Origin of the sequence: Sediminicola luteus, assembly GCF_040566555.1 — a bacterium.
In the GTDB taxonomy this organism is placed as follows: Bacteria; Bacteroidota; Bacteroidia; order Flavobacteriales; family Flavobacteriaceae; genus Sediminicola.
The window spans coordinates 226,272-245,486 of the sequence record NZ_JBEWYP010000004.1; the positions used below are offsets into that span (position 1 = coordinate 226,272).

Genomic DNA, 19,215 nt, shown 5'->3' on the forward strand with positions numbered 1-19,215 from the left:
TTGTTGGCAATTACAATATCTGAGCTATTATCCTATGAAGAAAATTACATTTATTATCTTTAGTACTATCAGTACATGCCTTTTAATGTTGGGTTGTGGACAAGAGAAAAAAGAAAATTTGAAAATGAAAGAGGCAGAAGAACATAAAGTAGTGGTGTATCAGGTTTTTACCCGATTATTTGGGAATACAAATACGACCAATAAGCCTTGGGGAACCATTGAGGAAAATGGCGTAGGAAAATTTGCCGATTTTACGGATGAGGCCCTACAAGGGATCAAGGACCTCGGAGTCACCTACATTTGGTATACAGGTATTCCACATCATGCCGTAATTAATGATTATACCGCTTATGGAATTTCCGAAGATGATCCTGATGTGGTGAAAGGTAGGGCCGGATCCCCCTACGCCGTAAAGGATTATTATAATGTGAATCCAGATTTGGCCACAGATCCGGCCAGAAGGTTGGAAGAGTTTAAAGAGCTCGTGGACCGCACCCATAAAAACGGCCTAAAAGTGATCATCGATATCGTTCCTAACCATGTTGCAAGAAGATATGAAGGAAAGAGCAATCCGGAAGGGGTTGTTGATTTTGGGGCTGAGGACGATACTTCCGTAACCTATAAGCGCGATAATAATTTTTATTATAATCCCGGAAAGCCTTTTATAGTGCCCCAATGGGAGCACGGGTATTTACCTTTGGGAGGGGAAAAAGCAAAATTGGCTGATGGGAAATTTGATGAATTCCCTGCGAAATGGACAGGTAATGGGGCTCGTACCTCCCAACCAGGTTTCAATGACTGGTACGAAACCGTTAAAATTAACTACGGGATTACCCCAGATGGCGTGCATGAGTTCGATGCTCTGCCAGAAGGATTTGATAATAAAGACTATAAGGAGCACTTTGAATTTTGGAAGGATAAAGATGTGCCCAACAGTTGGAAAAAATTTAGGGATATAGCCTTGTATTGGATCGATATGGGAGTGGATGGTTTCAGATATGATATGGCGGAAATAGTCCCCGTTGAATTTTGGAGTTTTATGAACTCTTCCGTTAAAATGAAGAATCCGGATGCCTTTTTGATGGCCGAAGTATATAGACCTAACTTGTATAGGGATTATATCCATAAGGGAAAAATGGACTACCTGTATGACAAGGTAGGGCTCTATGATTCCTTAGTGCCTATAATTCAAGGTCACGGGTGGACAGACCAGATCAATACTGTGCAAAATAGCATGATGGATATAGAACATCATATGTTGCACTTTTTGGAGAACCATGATGAACTTCGGCTGCCAAGTCCAGAATTTGCTGGAAGTGCCGAGAAGGGCAAACCGGCGATGGTAGTATCCACTACGATTAGTACTTCCCCTACCATGATTTATTTTGGACAGGAAGTGGGAGAGCCTGCGCTAGAAAAGCCTGGATTTGGCAGTGTTGGGCGTACTTCTATTTTTGACTATATAGGCGTGCCCCATTTGCAAAGATGGGTAAACAATAAAAAGTTTGATGGTGAGGCCCTAAAACCTGAAGAAAAGGAGTTAAGGGATTTTTATAAAAGGCTATTGAATTTCACCATTAATAGCAGTGCGTTAATGGGTGACTATAAAGAAATTCATTCTTTTAATAGGGAAAATACAGAATGGTACAATCATCGGGTATTTTCTTTTGCCAGATGGTCAGATTCAGAAAAGCTAATTATCGTCTCAAATTTTGACAGCCATGATACCTTTGGTTTTAGCCTTGGTCTTCCTAGTGACCTTATTGAAAAATGGAAGTTGAAAGATGGGGATTATTTATTGACGGATCAGCTTTACGGTGAAGTCACAGCTGTCCTTAAAGTGAAAAATGGAAATGCAAGGATGCGTGTAGATATAGAGCCTTTACAGTCTTTTATATTTGCATTGGAAATATAATTTAAAAGGTATTGACATGTGATAGGTTAGATTGTAAACAATAACAAAATAGATAAAAAAAGAACTGGCGTAACCTATACTTACCCAGTTCTTTTTGTGCTTTTAGGCTGATGTTTTTTGATAAACAAAGCCAATTACTGCGCCAATGATTCCATAAAAGATGATGTCTATAATGGCCTCTACCAAGTGACCCGTCATATCCATTAGTTCAGAGGTGCCGTACCAAAGAAGGCCCATTCCCAAACCGACAAATATTCCGATCCAGATACCAAATGCAAAGCCGTTGGCGGCACTGTAAGCCCCTGCGGCCCATTTGCCATAAATGGTGCTTATTGCAAAGGTACCTATCAAATTTCCCAGGGCAATAAAGAGCATATCGGGTGGGTCCTTCATTATGCTGTTGGTGGCATGGGCTTCAAAAAATTCGGCTGTGGCTATTCCCCAAATGGCATAGCCCAATAGGAACATCACCACAAATCCTATAATTGTGGCCAATACGTTTGATTTTGAAAACATAGTTTATTGATTTAATTGGTTATGGTTAATTAAAGATAATTAATATTGATTTCACTATCATTAAAAATTTAACACTAATAAGGTTGATTATTATGATAAATGATTAAATAATGAAGATATGATATATTTTTTTCGTAAAATTCAAGTAGTGTAAATTCCATTTCAAATTGTATTTTTGAATTCTCATTAAAACCGATCAAAAATGAAAATATACCGTTTTCTTTTAGGCCTAGCCTGTTTGCTTATCTTATCAAATTGTAAAAAAATGAACGAAACTATGGTAATAGGACATAGAGGGGCTATGGGCCACGAAACAGAGAATACCTTGGCATCTGTTCAAAAAGCTTTGGATCTCGGAGTGGATATGATAGAGATTGATGTTTTTAAGGTCAGTAGTGGGGAAATTGTTGTTTTTCATGACGAAACATTGGAACGACTATCAAATGCAGGAGGAAGAATCGAAGACTATAATATTTTCGATTTGAAACGGGTAACCTTGGATGGCAACCACAAAATACCCATGTTACAGGATGTATTGAAATTAATCGATCATAAAGTGCCCTTGAACATTGAATTAAAAGGTGCAGGTACAGCAGATCGCGTAAACTTTATTATTGAGTATTACGTAAAGGAAAGAGGTTGGAAATTGGAGGATTTTTTGATTTCAAGTTTCAATTGGAAAGAACTGAGGGATATGCGAAAATTGAATAAAAACATTGCAATTGCTGTTCTTACCGATGGCAACCCCATAGAGGCCATTCCAGTGGCCAAAGAATTGGGAGCAGTAGCCATTAATCCACACTATAAAATGCTCACAGAGGAAAATATAGAGGAAATTAAAAGCGAAGGTTTTAAAATCTACACCTATACCGTAAACGAACCTGAGGATATTGAAAAAATAAAAGATTTAGGGGTTGATGGTATATTTACGAACTTTCCGGAACGCATGCGTTAATGGATGATGTTGTAATTATAGGGGGCGGAGCTGCTGGCTTTTTTGCTGCCATTCAGATAGCCGAGGAAAATCCAAAATTGAAAGTGGTTCTTTTAGAACGCGGGAAGGATGTGCTCACCAAGGTAAAAGTATCCGGGGGAGGAAGATGTAATGTTACCCATGCCGAGTTTGATCCCAGTGAATTGGTCCATCATTATCCAAGAGGGGAGAAAGAATTGTTAGGACCTTTCCATACCTTCTGCAGCGGGGATACTATCGCTTTTTTTGAAGCTAGGGGAGTGCCACTCAAAATTGAGGAGGATGGCCGTATGTTTCCTGTTTCAAATTCTTCACAAACTATTATCGATTGCTTTATGGGGGAGGTGGACCGATTGGGCATCACCGTTATAAAGAATTGCTCGGTCACGGGAATTAAAAAATCAGATAACGGCTTTATCGTCCAATCAATCAAAAAGGAATATCAAGCCAAAAAAATATTGGTAGCTACGGGCAGCAATCCAAAAATATGGAAGATGCTGGAAGATGTTGGTCATACCATTGTGTCTCCCGTTCCTTCACTTTTTACTTTTAACATCAAAGACGACCGTATTTCGGAGATTCCGGGGGTAAGCACCCACGCGTCAGTAGAAGTGCTGCCACAAACTCGCGTGGACTCCAAGGTAAGCATAGATCTTAAGAGTAAGGGATTGCAGCAACCCATCCTTGAATCAGAAGGACCTTTATTGATCACCCATTGGGGAATGAGCGGGCCAGCAATTTTAAAATTATCTGCATGGGGTGCCAGGGTATTGAGTGATTTTAAGTACAAATTCAAAATTCGGGTAAATTGGTTGCCCGCCTACCATGAAGGTGGGGTTTACCAGCAATTATTGGATATTAAGGAAATTGAGGCAAAAAAGACCATCCTACGGACCAATGCCTTTGATGTCCCCAAACGATTATGGGTGAATTTGGTTAAGGCCACAGGAATTTCTGATAGTACCAAATGGGCTGATGTTTCCAAGAATGCCTTACAGGAATTGACAGAGCAGTTAACGCGTTCCGAATTCTTGGTAGATGGGAAAAGTACCTTTAAAGAGGAGTTTGTTACTGCTGGGGGTGTTGATCTCAAGGAAATCAATTTTAAGACCTATGAAAGTAAAATTGTCCCAGGACTCTATTTTGCTGGGGAAGTCATGAATGTAGATGCCATAACGGGAGGTTTTAACTTTCAAAATGCATGGACAGGTGCCTTCATTGCAGCGAAGGCAATAGCCGGGAATTGATCCAAATTATACGAGAGCCTACATTATCGTTTCATTGCATCCATGCGAATATAAATCAACGGTAATCACACAAGTTTTATTTAATTTAATTCCCAGATCTTATAGTTCAATACGGTTGCAAAACAAACCCATAGGAAATAAGGGATCATCAAATAGGCAGCCAATTTATGGACAACTTTGAACCATTTAATGGTCAGTACAATCAATACCAATAAAGCCATAATGACAAATAAGGCCATTAATGGGTTTTGAAATCCAAAGAAAACGATACTCCATAGGGCGTTGAGCAAGAGTTGAAAGCCAAAATGGTATAGGGCAGTTTTTACCCAAACATGATAGGATCCCCTGGCCCAGACCAATCCGGCAGCAACACCCATCATTATATACAGTGCGGTCCATACAGGGGCAAAGATCCAATAAGGGGGATTGAAACCTGGTTTGTTCAGGGTTACATACCAGTCGTCAATAGAAGTTTGTGTGGCAAAACCGGATAGAAATCCAATTAGCAAACAAACTGCAACGGAGATGGTTATGTAGTAGATTCTTTTTTTCAAAATATGGCTGTAAGACTCTAAAGTAGTAATTTATTTTAATCGGGACCATCGTAAAACCCCTTAAAAACTATCTTTGCAAAAATATTTCACCAAATGACCGGAACAGACTTTGTACCATTGGCATATTCAAAAAAAATAGCGAATGGGAAGATCACTTGGAAATCGCCCAGTAATATTGCACTGGTAAAGTATTGGGGGAAAAAGGAAAACCAGATTCCAGCCAATCCATCTATCAGTTTTACGTTGGATACCTGTGCTACAACCACTACAGTTTCGTATCAGAAATTGGAAGAGGAGGGAAATGAATTCTCATTTGACCTGCGATTTGAGGGAAAACCAAAGGAATCCTTCAGGCCAAAAATCCTAACTTTTTTCCAGAGGGTAGAAAAGTACCTTCCTTTTCTAAAATCCTATCATTTTACCATAGAAACGTCTAATTCTTTTCCACACAGCAGTGGAATTGCTTCCTCCGCAAGCGGCATGAGTGCCCTATCCTTATGTTTGATGAGCTTGGAGAAGGAACTACATCCAGAAATGAGTGGGGAATATTTCAATAAAAAAGCCTCTTTTCTCGCGCGTCTGGGATCGGGAAGTGCCTGTAGAAGTATAGAAGGTGATCTTATGGAATGGGGACTTCATAGTGATACAGAGGGTAGTTCCAATGAATATGCCATCAAGTATCCTTATCCAGTGCACGAAGTCTTTAAGAATTATCAGGATACCATTTTACTTGTGGATAAAGGACAAAAACAGGTGAGCAGTACTGTTGGACATGATTTGATGCATGATCACCCCTTTGCGGAAAAACGTTTCTCACAGGCCCATACCAATCTCACAAAATTGCGATCGGTTTTTGCCGATGGGGATTTGGATGGATTTATAAAAATCGTGGAAAGTGAGGCGTTGACCCTACATGCAATGATGATGACCAGCTTGCCCTATTTTATATTGATGAAACCCAATACCTTGGAGATCATTAATAAAATATGGAGCTTTCGGGAGCGTACTAATAGCCACGTTTGTTTTACACTGGACGCAGGAGCCAATGTTCATGTGTTGTATCCTGAGGCTGAAAAGGAAATAGTTTATCAATTTATTAAGAATGAGTTGGTTGCATATTGTGAAAACGGGCAGTATATTTGCGATGCAATTGGATATGGAGCCAAAAAGATGTAATTTAATATCATTATTGGCGAAATAAGGCGTTATTTGTATATCGCTTTTAGGATTCAATTTTTAAAAAGGCTATGAAAGGACCATTATTTTACTCTAAAATTTTGCTTTTTGGGGAATACGGGATTATTAAGGACTCAAAAGGTCTTTCTATTCCCTATAATTTCTTCAAAGGTGCCCTGAAAACCAGCAAAAATCTCTCTGAAATTGCAAAGAAGTCCAACGAAAGCCTAAGGGCATTCGCCGTGTATCTTGAAAAAATGCAGCTTGAGAATCCTGAATTGGTGTCATTCGACTTTGAATCCTTAAAAAAGGACGTAGCCAATGGTATGTATTTTGATAGTTCCATACCCCAAGGTTACGGAGTAGGCAGTAGTGGTGCGCTAGTTGCGGCCATTTACGATAAATACGCAGTTGAAAAGATTACCGTTTTAGAGAATCTTACAAGGGAGAAGTTACTTACTCTAAAGGCTATTTTTGGTGCTATGGAGTCCTTCTTTCATGGTAAATCATCTGGATTGGATCCGTTGAACAGTTACTTAAGTCTACCTATTTTAATAAATTCAAAGGATAACATAGAGTCCACCAGCATCCCATCCCAAAATTTAGAGGGGACGGGAGCCGTGTTTTTATTGGATAGTGGTATCATCGGGGAAACTGCCCCAATGGTACAAATATTCATGGAACAAATGAAGCAGGACGGTTTTAGAAATATGTTGAAAGACCAGTTTATAAAGCATACCGATGCCTGTGTGGAAGATTTTATCAGTGGGAATATGAAATCTCTTTTTGGGAATTTAAAGCAGCTATCCAATGTGGTTTTGGATAATTTTAAGCCCATGATTCCTGCAGAATTCCACAAACTTTGGAAAAATGGAATTGAAACCAATGATTACTATCTGAAGCTTTGTGGCTCAGGTGGTGGAGGTTATATTTTAGGTTTTACCCAAGACATCAATAAAGCAAAAAAAGCATTACAAGGCTATAATTTAGAAGTGGTCTATAACTTCTAAAGCTTTGAACCATGCTTAGTAGAAAGAACAAGCTCCTTTTATTAAAGTTCTTGAGTCTTGTTTCCGTCGTACGGGGATACAACATTCTTATGATTGTATTGGCCCAATATTTAGCATCTATATATATTTTGGCTCCAGATCTTCCCCTGAGAAGGGTGGTCTTCGATATCAATCTGTTTGTTTTGGTCACTGCTTCCGCCTTGGTTATTGCAGGTGGTTATATTATCAATAACTTTTATGATGCCGAAAAAGATCTGATCAACAAACCCAGAAAGACGATGCTGGATCGCTTGGTCAGCCAACGCACCAAGTTAACAACCTATTTTGTACTCAATTTCTTATCGGTATTTTTAGCAAGTTATGTCTCATTTAAGGCAGTGGTCTTTTTTTCGGCATATATTTTTGGAATCTGGTTCTACTCTCATAAATTAAAGAAAGTGGCTTTTGTTGGTAATATAGTATCTGCCATTTTAGCCATTACCCCATTCTTTATTGTCTTTGTCCACTACAAAAATTTTGAAGCACAAATATTCGTGCATGCCGTTTTTCTCTTTTTGCTGATTCTTGCAAGGGAGATGATCAAGGATATGGAGAATATGGCGGGGGATTTGGCCCAAAACTATAAGACCATTCCCATTTTGTACGGGGAGGTTTTCTCCAAGACAGGAATCAGCGTATTGATAGCGCTTACTTTGGTGCCCTCATTTTTATTGATCACCTCTTATGACGTTGGTTATATGTATATCTATTTCATATTGGCCATTGTGTTGCTCCTGCTATTTCTATTGCTATTATGGAGATCGAACAGTAAGAAGCACTATGTTTGGCTCCATAATATTCTAAAACTTATCATCATAGTAGGCGTTTTTAGTATTTTATTGATAGATGTTCAGCTGGTCTTAAATAGAATATTGTAGGCTCTATTATAACATCCATAGAAATACGCGTTGGGCATGACTTCAATGCCTTTTTTATACTCTTAGGGTATAATGGTATAAGGGATTACTTCTCATTCAACAGCAAGGATTAATCTACAGCCCTCCCCTTAATCAACTATATAAAAGGTAATTGCTATAATCCTGAAATTCCTTTGTACCTTTGTGCAAATATTTTTGTAGATAATACGTATGGGAAGGTCAGATGACAATAGAGATGGGAAAGCTTCGGGAAGAGGAGAAGGTTTTAAGAAAAAGAGCTTTGCTAGGGGAAATGCACCTATAAAAAGAAAATCCGAAGGGGACAAGAAACCTTCTGATCCCAATGTAATTCGTTTAAACAAATACGTGGCCAATTCAGGGGTGTGTTCCAGAAGGGATGCTGATATTTATATAGCCTCAGGAAATGTTACCGTAAATGGAAAGCCGATTACTGAAATGGGCTATAAGGTAAAGCTTACCGACGTGGTAAAGTTTGATGGAAGATTGTTGAGTCCAGAGAAAAAGGAATATGTTCTTTTGAACAAGCCCAAAGACTTTGTGACCATAGCTACTGATTCAAGAGGGAGACGCTCGGCAATGCAATTGGTTTTGAATGCCTCTAAATCAAAAATATCACCTATAGGACGTTTGGACAAGGATGATACAGGTTTGATCCTTTTTACCAATGATGGTGAAATGGCAAAACGTTTGGCCCGCCCACAAAACGGGTTGAGGAAGATTTACCATGTTGTACTTGATAAAAATCTGAAGTTCGAGGACTTAAAGGCCATTGAAGAGGGAGTGACCATTGAGGAAAGTGTGATCAGGGTTGCCGAAATAAGTTACATAGAGAATGCCCCCAAACGCGAAGTAGGGATAGAGATACACAGTACCCGTAATAAGGCTGTTCAGAGAATATTCCAACACTTGGGTTATGAAGTGGAAAAGTTGGACCGTGTGGTATATGCCGGACTTACCAAGAAAGATTTGCCTAGAGGCCATTGGAGATACCTTACAGAGCAGGAAGTAATCAACTTGGGGATGATCAAATAGGCCATAAGCCATAAGAAATATAAAAGGGGCCAAAAACATATGTTTTTGGCCCCTTTTTGTTGATTCAAATAAATCTATTTCATTTTATTTCTGATTTCCTCCAAACACAGATTCCCCAAACTACCCTCATGGGTATGTTTAATGTCTCGTTTAGGGGTAAAATTCCCTGCATTGATTTCCATTCCCATTTTCTTATAGGCATCCCTGAACGGCATTCCTCCCAATACCAGTTCATTCAAGGTATCCACACTAAATAGGTAATCGTATTTTGGGTCTTCCAAAATGCCCTTGTTTACCTTAATTTCCTTTAAACTGAATGTCAGTATTTCCAAACACGCTTTTAAATCCTGGATGGCAGGGACAATGACCTCTTTTACCAATTGAAGATCCCTATGGTACCCACTTGGTAAATTATTGGTTATTAAAATCAGTTGGTTGGGTACGGCCTGAAGTTTATTGCATTTACCCCTTACCAATTCAAAAACGTCTGGATTCTTTTTATGGGGCATTATGCTGGAACCTGTAGTTAGCTCATCGGGAAAGGATATGAAATTAAAGTTCTGGCTCATGTACAAACAGATGTCCATAGCCATTTTTGATAGGGTGGCAGCTATACTGCTCATCCCAAAAGCCGTCGCCTTTTCTACTTTTCCCCGTCCCATTTGGGCAGCAACTACGTTGTATTTCATAGTTCCAAATCCCATTTCCTCAGTAGTGAAACTTCTGTCTATGGGAAAGGAGCTTCCATAGCCTGCAGCGCTCCCCAAGGGATTTTGGTCAGCTACCTTATAGGCAGCATCAATAAAATATAGATCGTCCACCAGACTCTCTGCATAGGCAGAAAACCATAGTCCGAATGAAGATGGCATGGCTATCTGTAAATGGGTATATCCAGGAAGCAAAACTTCTTTGTGCTGATCGGCCAACTTTAAAAGTAGGTCGAACAACGATTGTGTCATTTCCTTTATTTCAGAAAGCTCATTTTTTAAGTAAAGGTGCATGGCCACTAAGACCTGATCATTTCTAGATCTTGCCGTGTGGATCTTTTTGCCTGTATCCCCGAGCTTTTCGGTAAGCACATATTCTATTTTGGAATGCATATCCTCAAAGGAGTCCTCTATGATAAAATTGCCCTCTTCTATGGATTTGGTAATTTGATCCAATTCGTCACATAAGGCCTGGGTTTCCTCCTTGGTCAACAACCCAATTTTGCCCAGCATTTTGGCATGTGCCTTAGATGCGATGACATCGTATTTAGCCAATACCAAATCTAGTTCCCTATCATTCCCTACCGTGAAATGATCAATTTTTTTATCCGTGCTAAATCCTTTGTCCCAGAGTTTCATATGCTTTAATTTTCTAGTTCTAATTAATCTTAAACCAGCTGTTATTATTGGTGCTGCACTATGAGTGCAGGAATCCGTCTAAAATCTTAATATATAAATCTATGCCTTCCTCAATTTCCCTTACATAGATAAATTCATCTGCAGAATGGGATCTTGTACTGTCCCCCGGTCCTAATTTTAAGGATTGACAGCTCAATGCCGCCTGGTCCGAAAGGGTAGGGGAACCATAAGTGCTCCTTCCTAATTTGATCCCCGATTGCACCAAGGGATGATTTTTGTCAATGGAAGATGAATTAAGCCTTAAAGATCGTGGCTTCATTTGGCAAGGGGCTTCCTTGGCCAAGATGTCGGCAATCTCTTTATTGCTGTAGCGGTCATTTACCCGTACATCCACAACCAGGTCTACCTTGGCGGGAACTACATTGTGTTGGCTGCCAGCATTAATCTGGGTAACAGTCAGTTTTACCTCGCCCAGGGCTTCGGAAACCTTTTCAAAGGAATAGGTTTGAAACCACTTTAGTACATCTATGGTATTGTAAATTGAATTATCATTGTTCGGGTGTGCCGCATGGGAAGGTGTTCCTTTCACTTCGGCATCAAAAACTACCAATCCTTTTTCGGCAATGGCAAGGTTCATCAAGGTTGGTTCCCCTACAATGGCAACATCTATATGCGGTAAGATCAGGAGCATGCTGTTAAGGCCATTAGGGCCAGAACTCTCTTCTTCTGCTGATGCAACTATAATAATGTTGTGGCTGAGGTCTTTTGTGTCATAAAAACGGGTAAAGGTAGCTATCAAGGATACCAAACAACCTCCTGCATCATTGCTTCCCAAACCATATAATTTTCCGTCCTCAATATGAGGGTGAAAGGGATCTTTGGTATAGGCCGAATTTGGCTTTACCGTATCGTGATGGGAGTTGAGCAATAATGTAGGCTTACTTTCGTCATAATATTTATTGAAAGCGTATACATTGTTCTTTTCCCTTTTAAAAGGAATATCAAACGACTCAAACCAAGCTTCAATGGCATCAGCGGTTTTATCCTCTTCCGAAGAGAAGGATTGTATGGTGATCAACTGTTTTAATAATGCAATTGCCTTTGTTGTAAGATGTTTTTGATCTAAGTTCATAAAGTAATGGTTGTATATAAGGCCGTTGTAGGTTGTAACATGGAAATATCCCCTATGCACACCTTGTAGACATTCTTGTTTAAAGCATGAAAGCAATTCTCCAATTTCGGAAGCATGCCATCTGCAATTATTTTTTGATCTAGAAGCTCTTGGTACGATTGACTATTTATATGTTTGACAACAGAATTTTCTTCCGCAACATCCATCAGGACCCCCTTTTTTTCAAAACAGTAATACAATGTTGTTTCATAGAGCCCACTCATGCCAATAGCCATTTCCGAAGCGATGGTATCTGCATTTGTGTTCAATAATTGCCCTTTTCCATTATGGGTAATGGCACAAAAAACAGGCACCAGTCCAGAAATCAGGAGGGCATTGATAGTAGTCGCGTTAATACCGTCAACATCACCGGCATAGCCGTAATCTATGGTTTTAACCGGTCGTTTATGGGCTTGTATGGTATTGCCATCGGCACCACTAAGTCCTATCGCATTGCAATTGTTGGCCTGTAATTGGGCCACAATATTCTTATTGGTCAGGCCGCCATATACCATGGTGATTACCTTTAAGCTTTCTTCGTCCGTGATTCGCCTTCCACCTACCAATTGCGACTGTATTCCGAGTTTTTCTGCCAACTGAGTGGCGAGCTTTCCGCCACCATGTACCAGGATTTTCAGACCCTCCATTTTAGAAAAAGAGCTGAGGAACTTGGCTAGCTGATCTTCATCTTCTATAACGTTTCCCCCTATTTTGACTATGGATAATTTTTGTTTCATGTACATGGCTTAAGATAGGCTTTCCAATATTTTCTTTAGTGCTATTTGGGCTGCATAGGTTCTGTTGTTTGCCTGTTCAATGACCAAGGATTGGCTACTGTCCAATACCTCGTCTGCAACCACCACATTTCTACGTACGGGCAGACAATGCATAAATTTTGCCTGTCCCAATTTTTTTAAAGTGATGGTCCAATTAGTGTCCTTGTTGATTACCTGCCCATAATTGGTATAATTACTCCAATTTTTTACGTAAACAAAATCGGCATTTTCCAAGGCTTTCTCCTGATCGTATTCAATAGTGCAACCTTTCGTAATATTTTCACTCAGCTCATACCCCTTTGGATGTGTAATTACAAAATCTGCATCTTGGCGTTGCATCATTTCTACAAAGGAATTAGCCACTGCATGGGGCAAGGCCCTTGGATGAGGCGCCCAAGAAAGAACAACTTTTGGTTTTGGCTTGGTGTTGTTCTCCACCAGTGTTATAGCATCGGCCAGGGCCTGTAGCGGATGACCTACAGAACTTTCCATATTTAGAATGGGTACCGTGGCATATTTTTTAAATGATTCCAATACTAGTTCCGCTTCATCTTCTTCTTTATTGGTTAGGGAGGCAAAGGCTCTTATCCCTATGATATCACAGTATTGGGAAATAACCTGGGCGGCTTCTTTAACATGTTCCGAGGAGCCTTGGTCCATAATTGTACCATCTCCATATTCCAAAGCCCAACCTTCACTGCCAAAATTCATGACAATAACCTCCATTCCCAAGTTCATAGCAGCTTTTTGTGTGCTCAAACGTGTCCTTAGGCTATTGTTGAAAAATAATAACCCTAGGGTCTTATCTTTCCCCAAGCCTTTATGATGTTTTGGATTTGTTTTTAGGGATCTCGCTTCTTCTACCCAATTGGGCAATGAATCAATATCTTTTAAGGATAGGTAATGTAACATGTCTTTATTTTATTTTGGTAAAGTTGCTCTTGTTGTTCAGAGCATCTATTATGAAATTATCTTTTAGGCCATTGACGACCCATGTTTCTATTTTAGCCTCTTCGGCGATCGTGGCAGCTTCTATCTTTGATTGCATGCCTCCTGTTCCTCTAGAGGATTTGGTGCCACTTACCTCACGTTGTAGCTCCTCAAGGTTATGTACGGTCTTGATCGTTTCAGGATTATTTTTTTCTATGGACTCTTTTGTATAAATGCCATCGGTATTGGTAGCTATAATGAGTAGGTCCACTTTTATAAGTGCTGCCGTTAGTGCTGCCAACTTATCATTATCACCAAACTGTATTTCGTCCGTGGCTACCGTATCATTTTCATTAATGATCGGAATGAAGTTGTTGCTCACAAGGACATTAATGGTGTTGCATATATTTACCTTGGAGGCCTCCTTTTCAAAATCTGAATATGACAATAGGCATTGAGAGGTCAATAACCCCAATTCCCTAAAATTTTCCTGAAAAATACGCATCAAATGAGGTTGACCTATGGCGGCCAATGCCTGCTTTACATTGATTTCGGCTCCATTATGCTCCAATTTCACGAACTGTCTTGCAGCGGCAATGGCGCCAGAACTTACGATAATAAATTCGTATTTATCCTTTAACGTTGCAATCTGACGGGCAATATCCTCAATTTTTCCTCTGGAAATCTGGTCGGTTTCCTTGGTAAGGGTATTGGTGCCAATTTTTAGTAAGATGCGTTTTTTATTCATGGTGCTGTAACTGTACTCCAAAGCTGCCCTAGTTTAAAAAGGCAGTTCAGGGGAAACCTATTCTTTTAATTCCGTTTGAAGGGCTTCAAAAAATAGATCGATATGTTTTTTGGTAATGTTCAAAGCGGGGAGAATTCTCAAAACATGTTTATCCTTTGCTCCTCCCGTAAATAAGTGTTGGTTGTAAATTAATTTTTTCCGCAGTTCGGAAACATCAAAACCAAACTCCAAGCCTATCATAAGGCCTCTTCCCTTTACCCTCTTTACTTCAGGTATTTTCGCTGCCTTGGAAATGAAATATTCGTATAGTTTGTTGGTATTTTCAATGAGGAATTCCTGTTCAATAACTTCCAATACCGCCAATGCTGCCGCACAAGCCAAATGATTCCCGCCAAAGGTAGTGCCCAACAAGCCATAGGAAGCTTTGATGCTATCGTGTATCAAAACACCACCAATAGGAAAACCGTTCCCCATGCCTTTTGCGATTGTAATAATATCTGGATATATGTCGTGATGTTGGAAGGCGAAGAATTTACCGCTTCTTCCATACCCCGACTGCACCTCATCTGCAATGAGCAGTGCATGGTGTTCCTTACAAAGTTTGGCGATTTCCTGGTAAAATTCTGTAGAAGGCTCGTCCAATCCCCCTACACCTTGAATGGCTTCCAAAATAACGGCGCATACGTCCCCTTTTTCAATTTCCTTGGTAAAGGCCTTTATGTCATCAAAAGGAAGAAAAGTGACCTTTTGTTGTTGGTTGATGGGCGCATTGATTTTTAAGTCGTCCGTAGCTGCAACTGCAGCTGAGGTCCTTCCATGGAAGCTGTTGTGGAATGCCAATACCCTTGACTTCCCAGTTTGAAAGGAGGCTAATTTTAAAGCATTTTCATTGGCTTCAGCTCCCGAATTGCATAAAAAGAGATTGTAATCCTCACAATTTGAAAGTTTACCTAATTTCTCGGCCAATTCTGATTGCAACGGATTTTGGATGGCATTACTATAGAATCCAATTTGGTCCAATTGCTCCTTTATACGCCTAACATAGTGCGGATGGGAGTGGCCAATAGATATAACGGCATGTCCTCCATAAAAGTCAAGGTATTTCTGACCTTTATCATCAATTACGACAATGCCTTTGGCGGAAACAGGGGTTACGTTATATAATGGATATACATCAAATAGGTTCATTGTTATTCTTTTTTAATTTGATTGATCTTTTCATAGGAGGCCACGATGCCCTGAATTAGGGAAGAGCTCAATCCTTGGTGTTCCATTTCATTCAATCCTTGGATGGTACATCCTCTTGGGGTGGTCACCCTATCAATTTCTTCTTCAGGATGGTTGCCCGAGGCGATAAGTAATTGGGCAGCTCCATTGCAGGTATGCATAGCCAGTTCCTGTGCTTCCTTGGCATCAAAACCAAGCTGAATGGCACCTTGGGTAGTAGCCCTGATAAGTCGCATCCAAAAGGCTATCCCACTGGCGCAAATGACCGTGGCTGCTTGCATTTGATTTTCGGGAATGATCATAGAATGGCCCATTTTATTGAAAATTGTCCTGGCCAGCTCAATTTTTTCCTGACCCTTTTCATTTGCGCAGATACAGGTCATGGACTGGCCTACTGAAATTGCCGTATTGGGCATGCTACGAATAATATTGTTGTTCTTGCCAATAACCTTTTCAATTCGCTCTATACTAAATCCAGTAATCGTGGATATAATAATATGGTTGTCCGCCAAATAGTCTTTTAGCTGTTTTAGAATATTTTCAAAATGTACGGGTTGCACGGCAAAGATTAAAATATCCGAATTTTTCAGAGCTTCCTTGTTGTCCATGGACACAGTGACATTGCCATACGACTCCAGAGCTTTTATCGGGCTAATATCCCTTTTGGTGAGGTATATGGAGGCGATTCCGTCATTTGTATTCAATAATCCTTTGGCTATGGACAAACCCAAGTTTCCCGCCCCAATTATGGCTATTTTCATTTTGTTTGGTTTATTCGTTGTTGTTCACAAAAGGTAACGATCAATAATTTAAAATACTCCTGCTTTTAATTGTAGTCCTTCCGGTTCCTCAAACTTAAACATCAGGTTCATGTTTTGTACGGCCTGCCCTGATGCACCTTTTAATAAATTATCTATGGCAGAGGTAACCAACAACACTCCGTTGTGCTTGTGTAGATGGATATGGCAATGGTTGGTGTTCACTATTTGCTTCAGACAAATTTCCTCGTCTGAGACTTGTGTAAACATAGCATCGGCATAAAAATCCTTATATAGGCTTTTGGCATCGTCTATAGACCCGTTATAGTTGGTGTAGGCTGTAGCAAAGATGCCGCGGGTGAAATTACCACGACTGGGCAAAAAGAATAGCTCCCCAGCATTGGATTGGAGGGAATTTAAACTTTCATTTATTTCTCCCAGATGTTGGTGGGTAAAGGGTTTGTACCAGGAAATATTGTTGGTCCTCCAACTAAAATGTGAAGTTGCGGATAGGCTAACTCCAGCGCCAGTACTTCCAGTGACAGCATTGATGTGCACAGGATTGTCAAGCGCGCCAGCTTTTGCCAAAGGCAATAGTGCCAATTGAATGGCGGTTGCAAAACATCCTGGATTAGCAATATAATTTGCTTTTTTGATGGCTTCCTTATTCAATTCCGGAAGACCATAAACAAAATCCTTGGCATTGAAAACCGCATCGGCCTTTAGTCTAAAATCATTGCTCAGGTCAATGATTTTTGTATTGTCAGAGAATTGATGTTCATTTAAAAAGGCAGTGGAATTTCCATGGCCCAAACAAAGAAAGACTACATCCACCGTTAAGTTAACCTCTCCAGTGAACTTTATATCCGTTACCCCCAATAGATCGGGATGTGCCGTTGATGCCTTTTTTCCTGCTCTAGTTGTACTGTATATAAAATCGATACTTACCTTGGAATGGTTCAGTAGAATTCGTATCAGTTCACCCCCCGTATATCCTGAACCTCCAATTATTCCTGCTTTAATCATGACTATTGTTGACGTGGTTATATATTTTTCCGGCGTTGGAAAGTATTTTGATGAACCCTTTTGCATCGTCCGCGGTCCAACCTTTGTTCATTTCCCCATAGCTTCCAAAAGAGGCATTCATCAGGTCGTGCTTGGAGTCTATACCATTGAGTTGAAAACGATAAGGGTGAAGGCTAACAAATACGTCCCCAGAAACATTCTTCTGTGTATCGGTTAGGAACACCTCAATATTTCTCATGACCTCATCCAAATAATTTCCTTCGTGGAGGAGCATTCCATAGAAATTTCCTTGTTGTTCCTTCTGGAATTGCTGCCACTTACTTAAAGTGTGTTTTTCCAACAAGTGGTGGGCTTTTATAATGATAAGGGATGCAGGGGCTTCAAACCCAACTCTTCCTTTAATCCCTATGATGGTATCCCCAACGTGGATATCCCTTCCAATGGCATACTTAGAGGCCAGGGCGTCCAAGGCAATAATATTATTCACGGGAGTGTTCTCCTTGCCGTTGATGGCTATAAGTTCTCCTTTCTTAAACGTGAGTTTAACATCTGTGGGTTCTGTTTCTTGTAACTGACTTGGATAGGCCGTATCAGGTAGGGCCGAATGTGACGTTAAAGTCTCTTCGCCACCTACGGAAGTACCCCATAGGCCTCTATTGATGGAATATTTGGCTTTTTCCCAAGAATAATCCACCCCATTTTCTTTAAGGTAGGCTATTTCAGCTTCTCTCGAAAGTTTGTTGTCCCTAATGGGGGTGATGATCTCAATTTCTGGGGCAATGATCTGAAAAATCATATCAAATCTTACCTGATCATTTCCTGCTCCAGTACTACCATGGGCAATGTAAGATGCGCCTACTTTTTTAGCATGGTTCACTATTTCTATGGCCTGTACAATACGTTCAGCACTTACCGATAAGGGATAGGTGTTATTTTTTAAGACATTGCCAAAGATTAGGTATTTGACTACTTTGTCATAAAAGGTCTGTACCGCATCAATGGAGGTGTAGGTTGAGGCCCCTAATTGTAATGCTTTTTCTTGGATACTGGCTATTTCTTCTTTTGAGAATCCTCCTGTATTCACGCTCACCGCGTGCACTTCAAACCCTTTATCCTTGGATAGATATTTTGCACAATAAGATGTGTCGAGTCCACCGCTATAGGCTAATACTAATTTTTTCATTTTTCTTTCTTTTTAAGGAACAATTGCTCCTTGATGCTTTTTAATCGTGTAAATGCTTTTGTATTCAAATTGCTGTCCTCCACCTTTTTCTTGGCGTGCGGATCATATAACATGCCCGTGCACAAGCACATTTTTGTTTCAGTCCTGGTAAGAATATCAAAATTCTTGCAGGTTTGGCAGCCCTTCCAAAATTCTGGATCATCGGTAAGTTCCGAAAAGGTAACGGGCTTATAGCCCAGCTCATAATTCATTTTCATTACGGCCAACCCAGTGGTAATACCAAATATTTTAGCGTCCGGAAATTTTTTCCTGGAAAGTTCAAAAACGGCTTTTTTGATTTGTTTGGCAAGGCCTTGTCCTCTGTAATCGGGGTGGACGATTAATCCTGAATTGGCGACAAATTTTTCATGGCCCCATACTTCTATATAGCAGAAACCGGCAAATTTGTCCCCGTCCAAGGCTAAAATGGCGTTGCCATTTTTTAACCTTTTCTCAATATACTCCGTAGTTCGTTTTGCAATACCGGTGCCGCGTACTTTGGCAGACTCCTCTATGGTATCACAGATGATCTGGGAATATTTAAAATATGATTCATTAGCAATAACAATCTTCATTGAATGTTGCTTTAGGATTAAATAAAATAATGATTTTTTTCGAGAGTTGGAAATGGACTCACCTATTTCCATAAT

19 protein-coding genes are annotated in these 19,215 nt (G+C 40.1%); 7 read left to right on the forward strand and 12 right to left on the reverse strand.

What is annotated here, in order from left to right; all coding sequences use genetic code 11:
• Positions 1 to 34 precede the first annotated feature (34 nt).
• On the forward strand, positions 35 to 1,915 hold the full coding sequence (locus ABXZ32_RS09605; protein ID WP_354618459.1) for an alpha-amylase family glycosyl hydrolase: 1,881 nt from the start codon (positions 35 to 37) through the stop codon (positions 1,913 to 1,915).
• A gap of 102 nt (positions 1,916 to 2,017) precedes the next feature.
• On the opposite strand, the gene ABXZ32_RS09610 is transcribed toward ABXZ32_RS09605, so the two are convergent.
• On the reverse strand, positions 2,018 to 2,431 hold the full coding sequence (locus tag ABXZ32_RS09610; RefSeq protein WP_354618460.1) for a hypothetical protein: 414 nt from the start codon (positions 2,429 to 2,431) through the stop codon (positions 2,018 to 2,020).
• 265 nt (positions 2,432 to 2,696) lie between these two features.
• Here ABXZ32_RS09610 and ABXZ32_RS09615 point away from each other — a divergent pair, with 265 nt between their 5' ends.
• Both ABXZ32_RS09615 and ABXZ32_RS09620 read left to right on the forward strand, forming a co-directional pair.
• Positions 2,697 to 3,386 (forward strand): glycerophosphodiester phosphodiesterase, encoded by a 690-nt coding sequence (locus tag ABXZ32_RS09615; protein WP_354618461.1) that lies wholly within the window; start codon positions 2,697 to 2,699, stop codon positions 3,384 to 3,386.
• Positions 3,386 to 4,651, forward strand: coding sequence for a BaiN/RdsA family NAD(P)/FAD-dependent oxidoreductase (locus ABXZ32_RS09620; RefSeq protein WP_354618462.1), 1,266 nt, complete (start codon positions 3,386 to 3,388; stop codon positions 4,649 to 4,651). Before ABXZ32_RS09615 ends, ABXZ32_RS09620 begins: the two co-directional genes overlap by 1 nt.
• Positions 4,652 to 4,731: 80 nt before the next feature.
• Here ABXZ32_RS09620 and ABXZ32_RS09625 read toward each other — a convergent pair whose 3' ends face one another.
• The gene (locus ABXZ32_RS09625; RefSeq protein WP_354618463.1) at positions 4,732 to 5,205 is read right to left on the reverse strand and encodes a TspO/MBR family protein; all 474 of its coding nucleotides are present in this window, start codon (positions 5,203 to 5,205) and stop codon (positions 4,732 to 4,734) included.
• A gap of 93 nt (positions 5,206 to 5,298) precedes the next feature.
• Here ABXZ32_RS09625 and ABXZ32_RS09630 point away from each other — a divergent pair, with 93 nt between their 5' ends.
• The 4 genes from ABXZ32_RS09630 to ABXZ32_RS09645 all read left to right on the forward strand — a co-directional run bounded on the left by ABXZ32_RS09630 (position 5,299) and on the right by ABXZ32_RS09645 (position 9,361).
• Entirely contained in the window at positions 5,299 to 6,381 is a 1,083-nt protein-coding gene (locus ABXZ32_RS09630; protein WP_354618464.1) for a diphosphomevalonate/mevalonate 3,5-bisphosphate decarboxylase family protein, read from the forward strand.
• 71 nt (positions 6,382 to 6,452) lie between these two features.
• On the forward strand, positions 6,453 to 7,391 hold the full coding sequence (locus ABXZ32_RS09635) for a mevalonate kinase family protein (protein WP_354618465.1): 939 nt from the start codon (positions 6,453 to 6,455) through the stop codon (positions 7,389 to 7,391).
• A gap of 11 nt (positions 7,392 to 7,402) precedes the next feature.
• Positions 7,403 to 8,308, forward strand: a complete 906-nt coding sequence (locus ABXZ32_RS09640) for a geranylgeranylglycerol-phosphate geranylgeranyltransferase (RefSeq protein WP_354618466.1) — start codon at positions 7,403 to 7,405, stop codon at positions 8,306 to 8,308.
• A gap of 210 nt (positions 8,309 to 8,518) precedes the next feature.
• Positions 8,519 to 9,361 (forward strand): pseudouridine synthase, encoded by an 843-nt coding sequence (locus ABXZ32_RS09645; protein ID WP_062056139.1) that lies wholly within the window; start codon positions 8,519 to 8,521, stop codon positions 9,359 to 9,361.
• A 74-nt stretch (positions 9,362 to 9,435) separates the two neighbouring features.
• Here the strand turns inward: ABXZ32_RS09645 and argH are convergent, their stop codons facing one another.
• The 10 genes from argH to ABXZ32_RS09695 are packed head-to-tail and all read right to left on the reverse strand — an operon-like array spanning position 9,436 to position 19,140.
• Complete coding sequence (gene argH / locus ABXZ32_RS09650; protein ID WP_354618467.1) at positions 9,436 to 10,707, reverse strand: argininosuccinate lyase; 1,272 nt, start codon at positions 10,705 to 10,707, stop codon at positions 9,436 to 9,438.
• Between the two features lie 58 nt (positions 10,708 to 10,765).
• A complete protein-coding gene (locus ABXZ32_RS09655; RefSeq protein WP_354618468.1) occupies positions 10,766 to 11,839 on the reverse strand; it encodes a M20 family metallo-hydrolase in 1,074 nt (357 codons plus the stop codon).
• Complete coding sequence (argB, locus tag ABXZ32_RS09660) at positions 11,836 to 12,615, reverse strand: acetylglutamate kinase (protein ID WP_354618469.1); 780 nt, start codon at positions 12,613 to 12,615, stop codon at positions 11,836 to 11,838. The genes ABXZ32_RS09655 and argB overlap by 4 nt, the downstream gene beginning before the upstream one ends.
• A 9-nt stretch (positions 12,616 to 12,624) precedes the next feature.
• Positions 12,625 to 13,566 carry a Rossmann-fold NAD(P)-binding domain-containing protein gene (locus ABXZ32_RS09665; RefSeq protein ID WP_354618470.1) on the reverse strand — a complete coding sequence of 314 codons (942 nt, stop codon included), beginning with the start codon at positions 13,564 to 13,566 and terminating at the stop codon, positions 12,625 to 12,627.
• Between the two features lie 4 nt (positions 13,567 to 13,570).
• The gene (gene proB, locus ABXZ32_RS09670) at positions 13,571 to 14,332 is read right to left on the reverse strand and encodes a glutamate 5-kinase (protein WP_354618497.1); all 762 of its coding nucleotides are present in this window, start codon (positions 14,330 to 14,332) and stop codon (positions 13,571 to 13,573) included.
• Between the two features lie 57 nt (positions 14,333 to 14,389).
• Positions 14,390 to 15,520 (reverse strand): aspartate aminotransferase family protein, encoded by a 1,131-nt coding sequence (locus ABXZ32_RS09675; protein ID WP_354618471.1) that lies wholly within the window; start codon positions 15,518 to 15,520, stop codon positions 14,390 to 14,392.
• Between the two features lie 2 nt (positions 15,521 to 15,522).
• Positions 15,523 to 16,320, reverse strand: coding sequence for a pyrroline-5-carboxylate reductase (proC, locus tag ABXZ32_RS09680; RefSeq protein WP_354618472.1), 798 nt, complete (start codon positions 16,318 to 16,320; stop codon positions 15,523 to 15,525).
• 48 nt (positions 16,321 to 16,368) lie between these two features.
• Positions 16,369 to 17,343, reverse strand: a complete 975-nt coding sequence (gene argC, locus ABXZ32_RS09685) for an N-acetyl-gamma-glutamyl-phosphate reductase (protein WP_354618473.1) — start codon at positions 17,341 to 17,343, stop codon at positions 16,369 to 16,371.
• Entirely contained in the window at positions 17,336 to 18,526 is a 1,191-nt protein-coding gene (gene argG, locus ABXZ32_RS09690) for an argininosuccinate synthase (protein WP_354618474.1), read from the reverse strand. The genes argC and argG overlap by 8 nt, the downstream gene beginning before the upstream one ends.
• Positions 18,523 to 19,140, reverse strand: a complete 618-nt coding sequence (locus ABXZ32_RS09695) for a GNAT family N-acetyltransferase (protein ID WP_354618475.1) — start codon at positions 19,138 to 19,140, stop codon at positions 18,523 to 18,525. Before ABXZ32_RS09695 ends, argG begins: the two co-directional genes overlap by 4 nt.
• Between the last annotated feature and the right edge of the window lie 75 nt (positions 19,141 to 19,215).

What these genes read in the sequence shown, in the direction of transcription:
- ABXZ32_RS09630 (WP_354618464.1), top strand. Translation starts at nt 5,299, where the DNA reads ATGACCGGAACAGACTTTGTACCATTGGCATATTCAAAAAAAATAGCG.
- ABXZ32_RS09695 (WP_354618475.1), bottom strand. Translation starts at nt 19,140, where the DNA reads ATGAAGATTGTTATTGCTAATGAATCATATTTTAAATATTCCCAGATC.
- ABXZ32_RS09605 (WP_354618459.1), top strand. Translation starts at nt 35, where the DNA reads ATGAAGAAAATTACATTTATTATCTTTAGTACTATCAGTACATGCCTT.
- ABXZ32_RS09665 (WP_354618470.1), bottom strand. Translation starts at nt 13,566, where the DNA reads ATGTTACATTACCTATCCTTAAAAGATATTGATTCATTGCCCAATTGG.
- ABXZ32_RS09645 (WP_062056139.1), top strand. Translation starts at nt 8,519, where the DNA reads ATGGGAAGGTCAGATGACAATAGAGATGGGAAAGCTTCGGGAAGAGGA.
- ABXZ32_RS09635 (WP_354618465.1), top strand. Translation starts at nt 6,453, where the DNA reads ATGAAAGGACCATTATTTTACTCTAAAATTTTGCTTTTTGGGGAATAC.
- ABXZ32_RS09615 (WP_354618461.1), top strand. Translation starts at nt 2,697, where the DNA reads ATGAACGAAACTATGGTAATAGGACATAGAGGGGCTATGGGCCACGAA.
- argC (WP_354618473.1), bottom strand. Translation starts at nt 17,343, where the DNA reads ATGATTAAAGCAGGAATAATTGGAGGTTCAGGATATACGGGGGGTGAA.
- ABXZ32_RS09655 (WP_354618468.1), bottom strand. Translation starts at nt 11,839, where the DNA reads ATGAACTTAGATCAAAAACATCTTACAACAAAGGCAATTGCATTATTA.
- ABXZ32_RS09675 (WP_354618471.1), bottom strand. Translation starts at nt 15,520, where the DNA reads ATGAACCTATTTGATGTATATCCATTATATAACGTAACCCCTGTTTCC.
- argH (WP_354618467.1), bottom strand. Translation starts at nt 10,707, where the DNA reads ATGAAACTCTGGGACAAAGGATTTAGCACGGATAAAAAAATTGATCAT.
- ABXZ32_RS09620 (WP_354618462.1), top strand. Translation starts at nt 3,386, where the DNA reads ATGGATGATGTTGTAATTATAGGGGGCGGAGCTGCTGGCTTTTTTGCT.
- ABXZ32_RS09610 (WP_354618460.1), bottom strand. Translation starts at nt 2,431, where the DNA reads ATGTTTTCAAAATCAAACGTATTGGCCACAATTATAGGATTTGTGGTG.
- ABXZ32_RS09640 (WP_354618466.1), top strand. Translation starts at nt 7,403, where the DNA reads ATGCTTAGTAGAAAGAACAAGCTCCTTTTATTAAAGTTCTTGAGTCTT.
- proB (WP_354618497.1), bottom strand. Translation starts at nt 14,332, where the DNA reads ATGAATAAAAAACGCATCTTACTAAAAATTGGCACCAATACCCTTACC.
- argG (WP_354618474.1), bottom strand. Translation starts at nt 18,526, where the DNA reads ATGAAAAAATTAGTATTAGCCTATAGCGGTGGACTCGACACATCTTAT.
- argB (WP_354618469.1), bottom strand. Translation starts at nt 12,615, where the DNA reads ATGAAACAAAAATTATCCATAGTCAAAATAGGGGGAAACGTTATAGAA.
- proC (WP_354618472.1), bottom strand. Translation starts at nt 16,320, where the DNA reads ATGAAAATAGCCATAATTGGGGCGGGAAACTTGGGTTTGTCCATAGCC.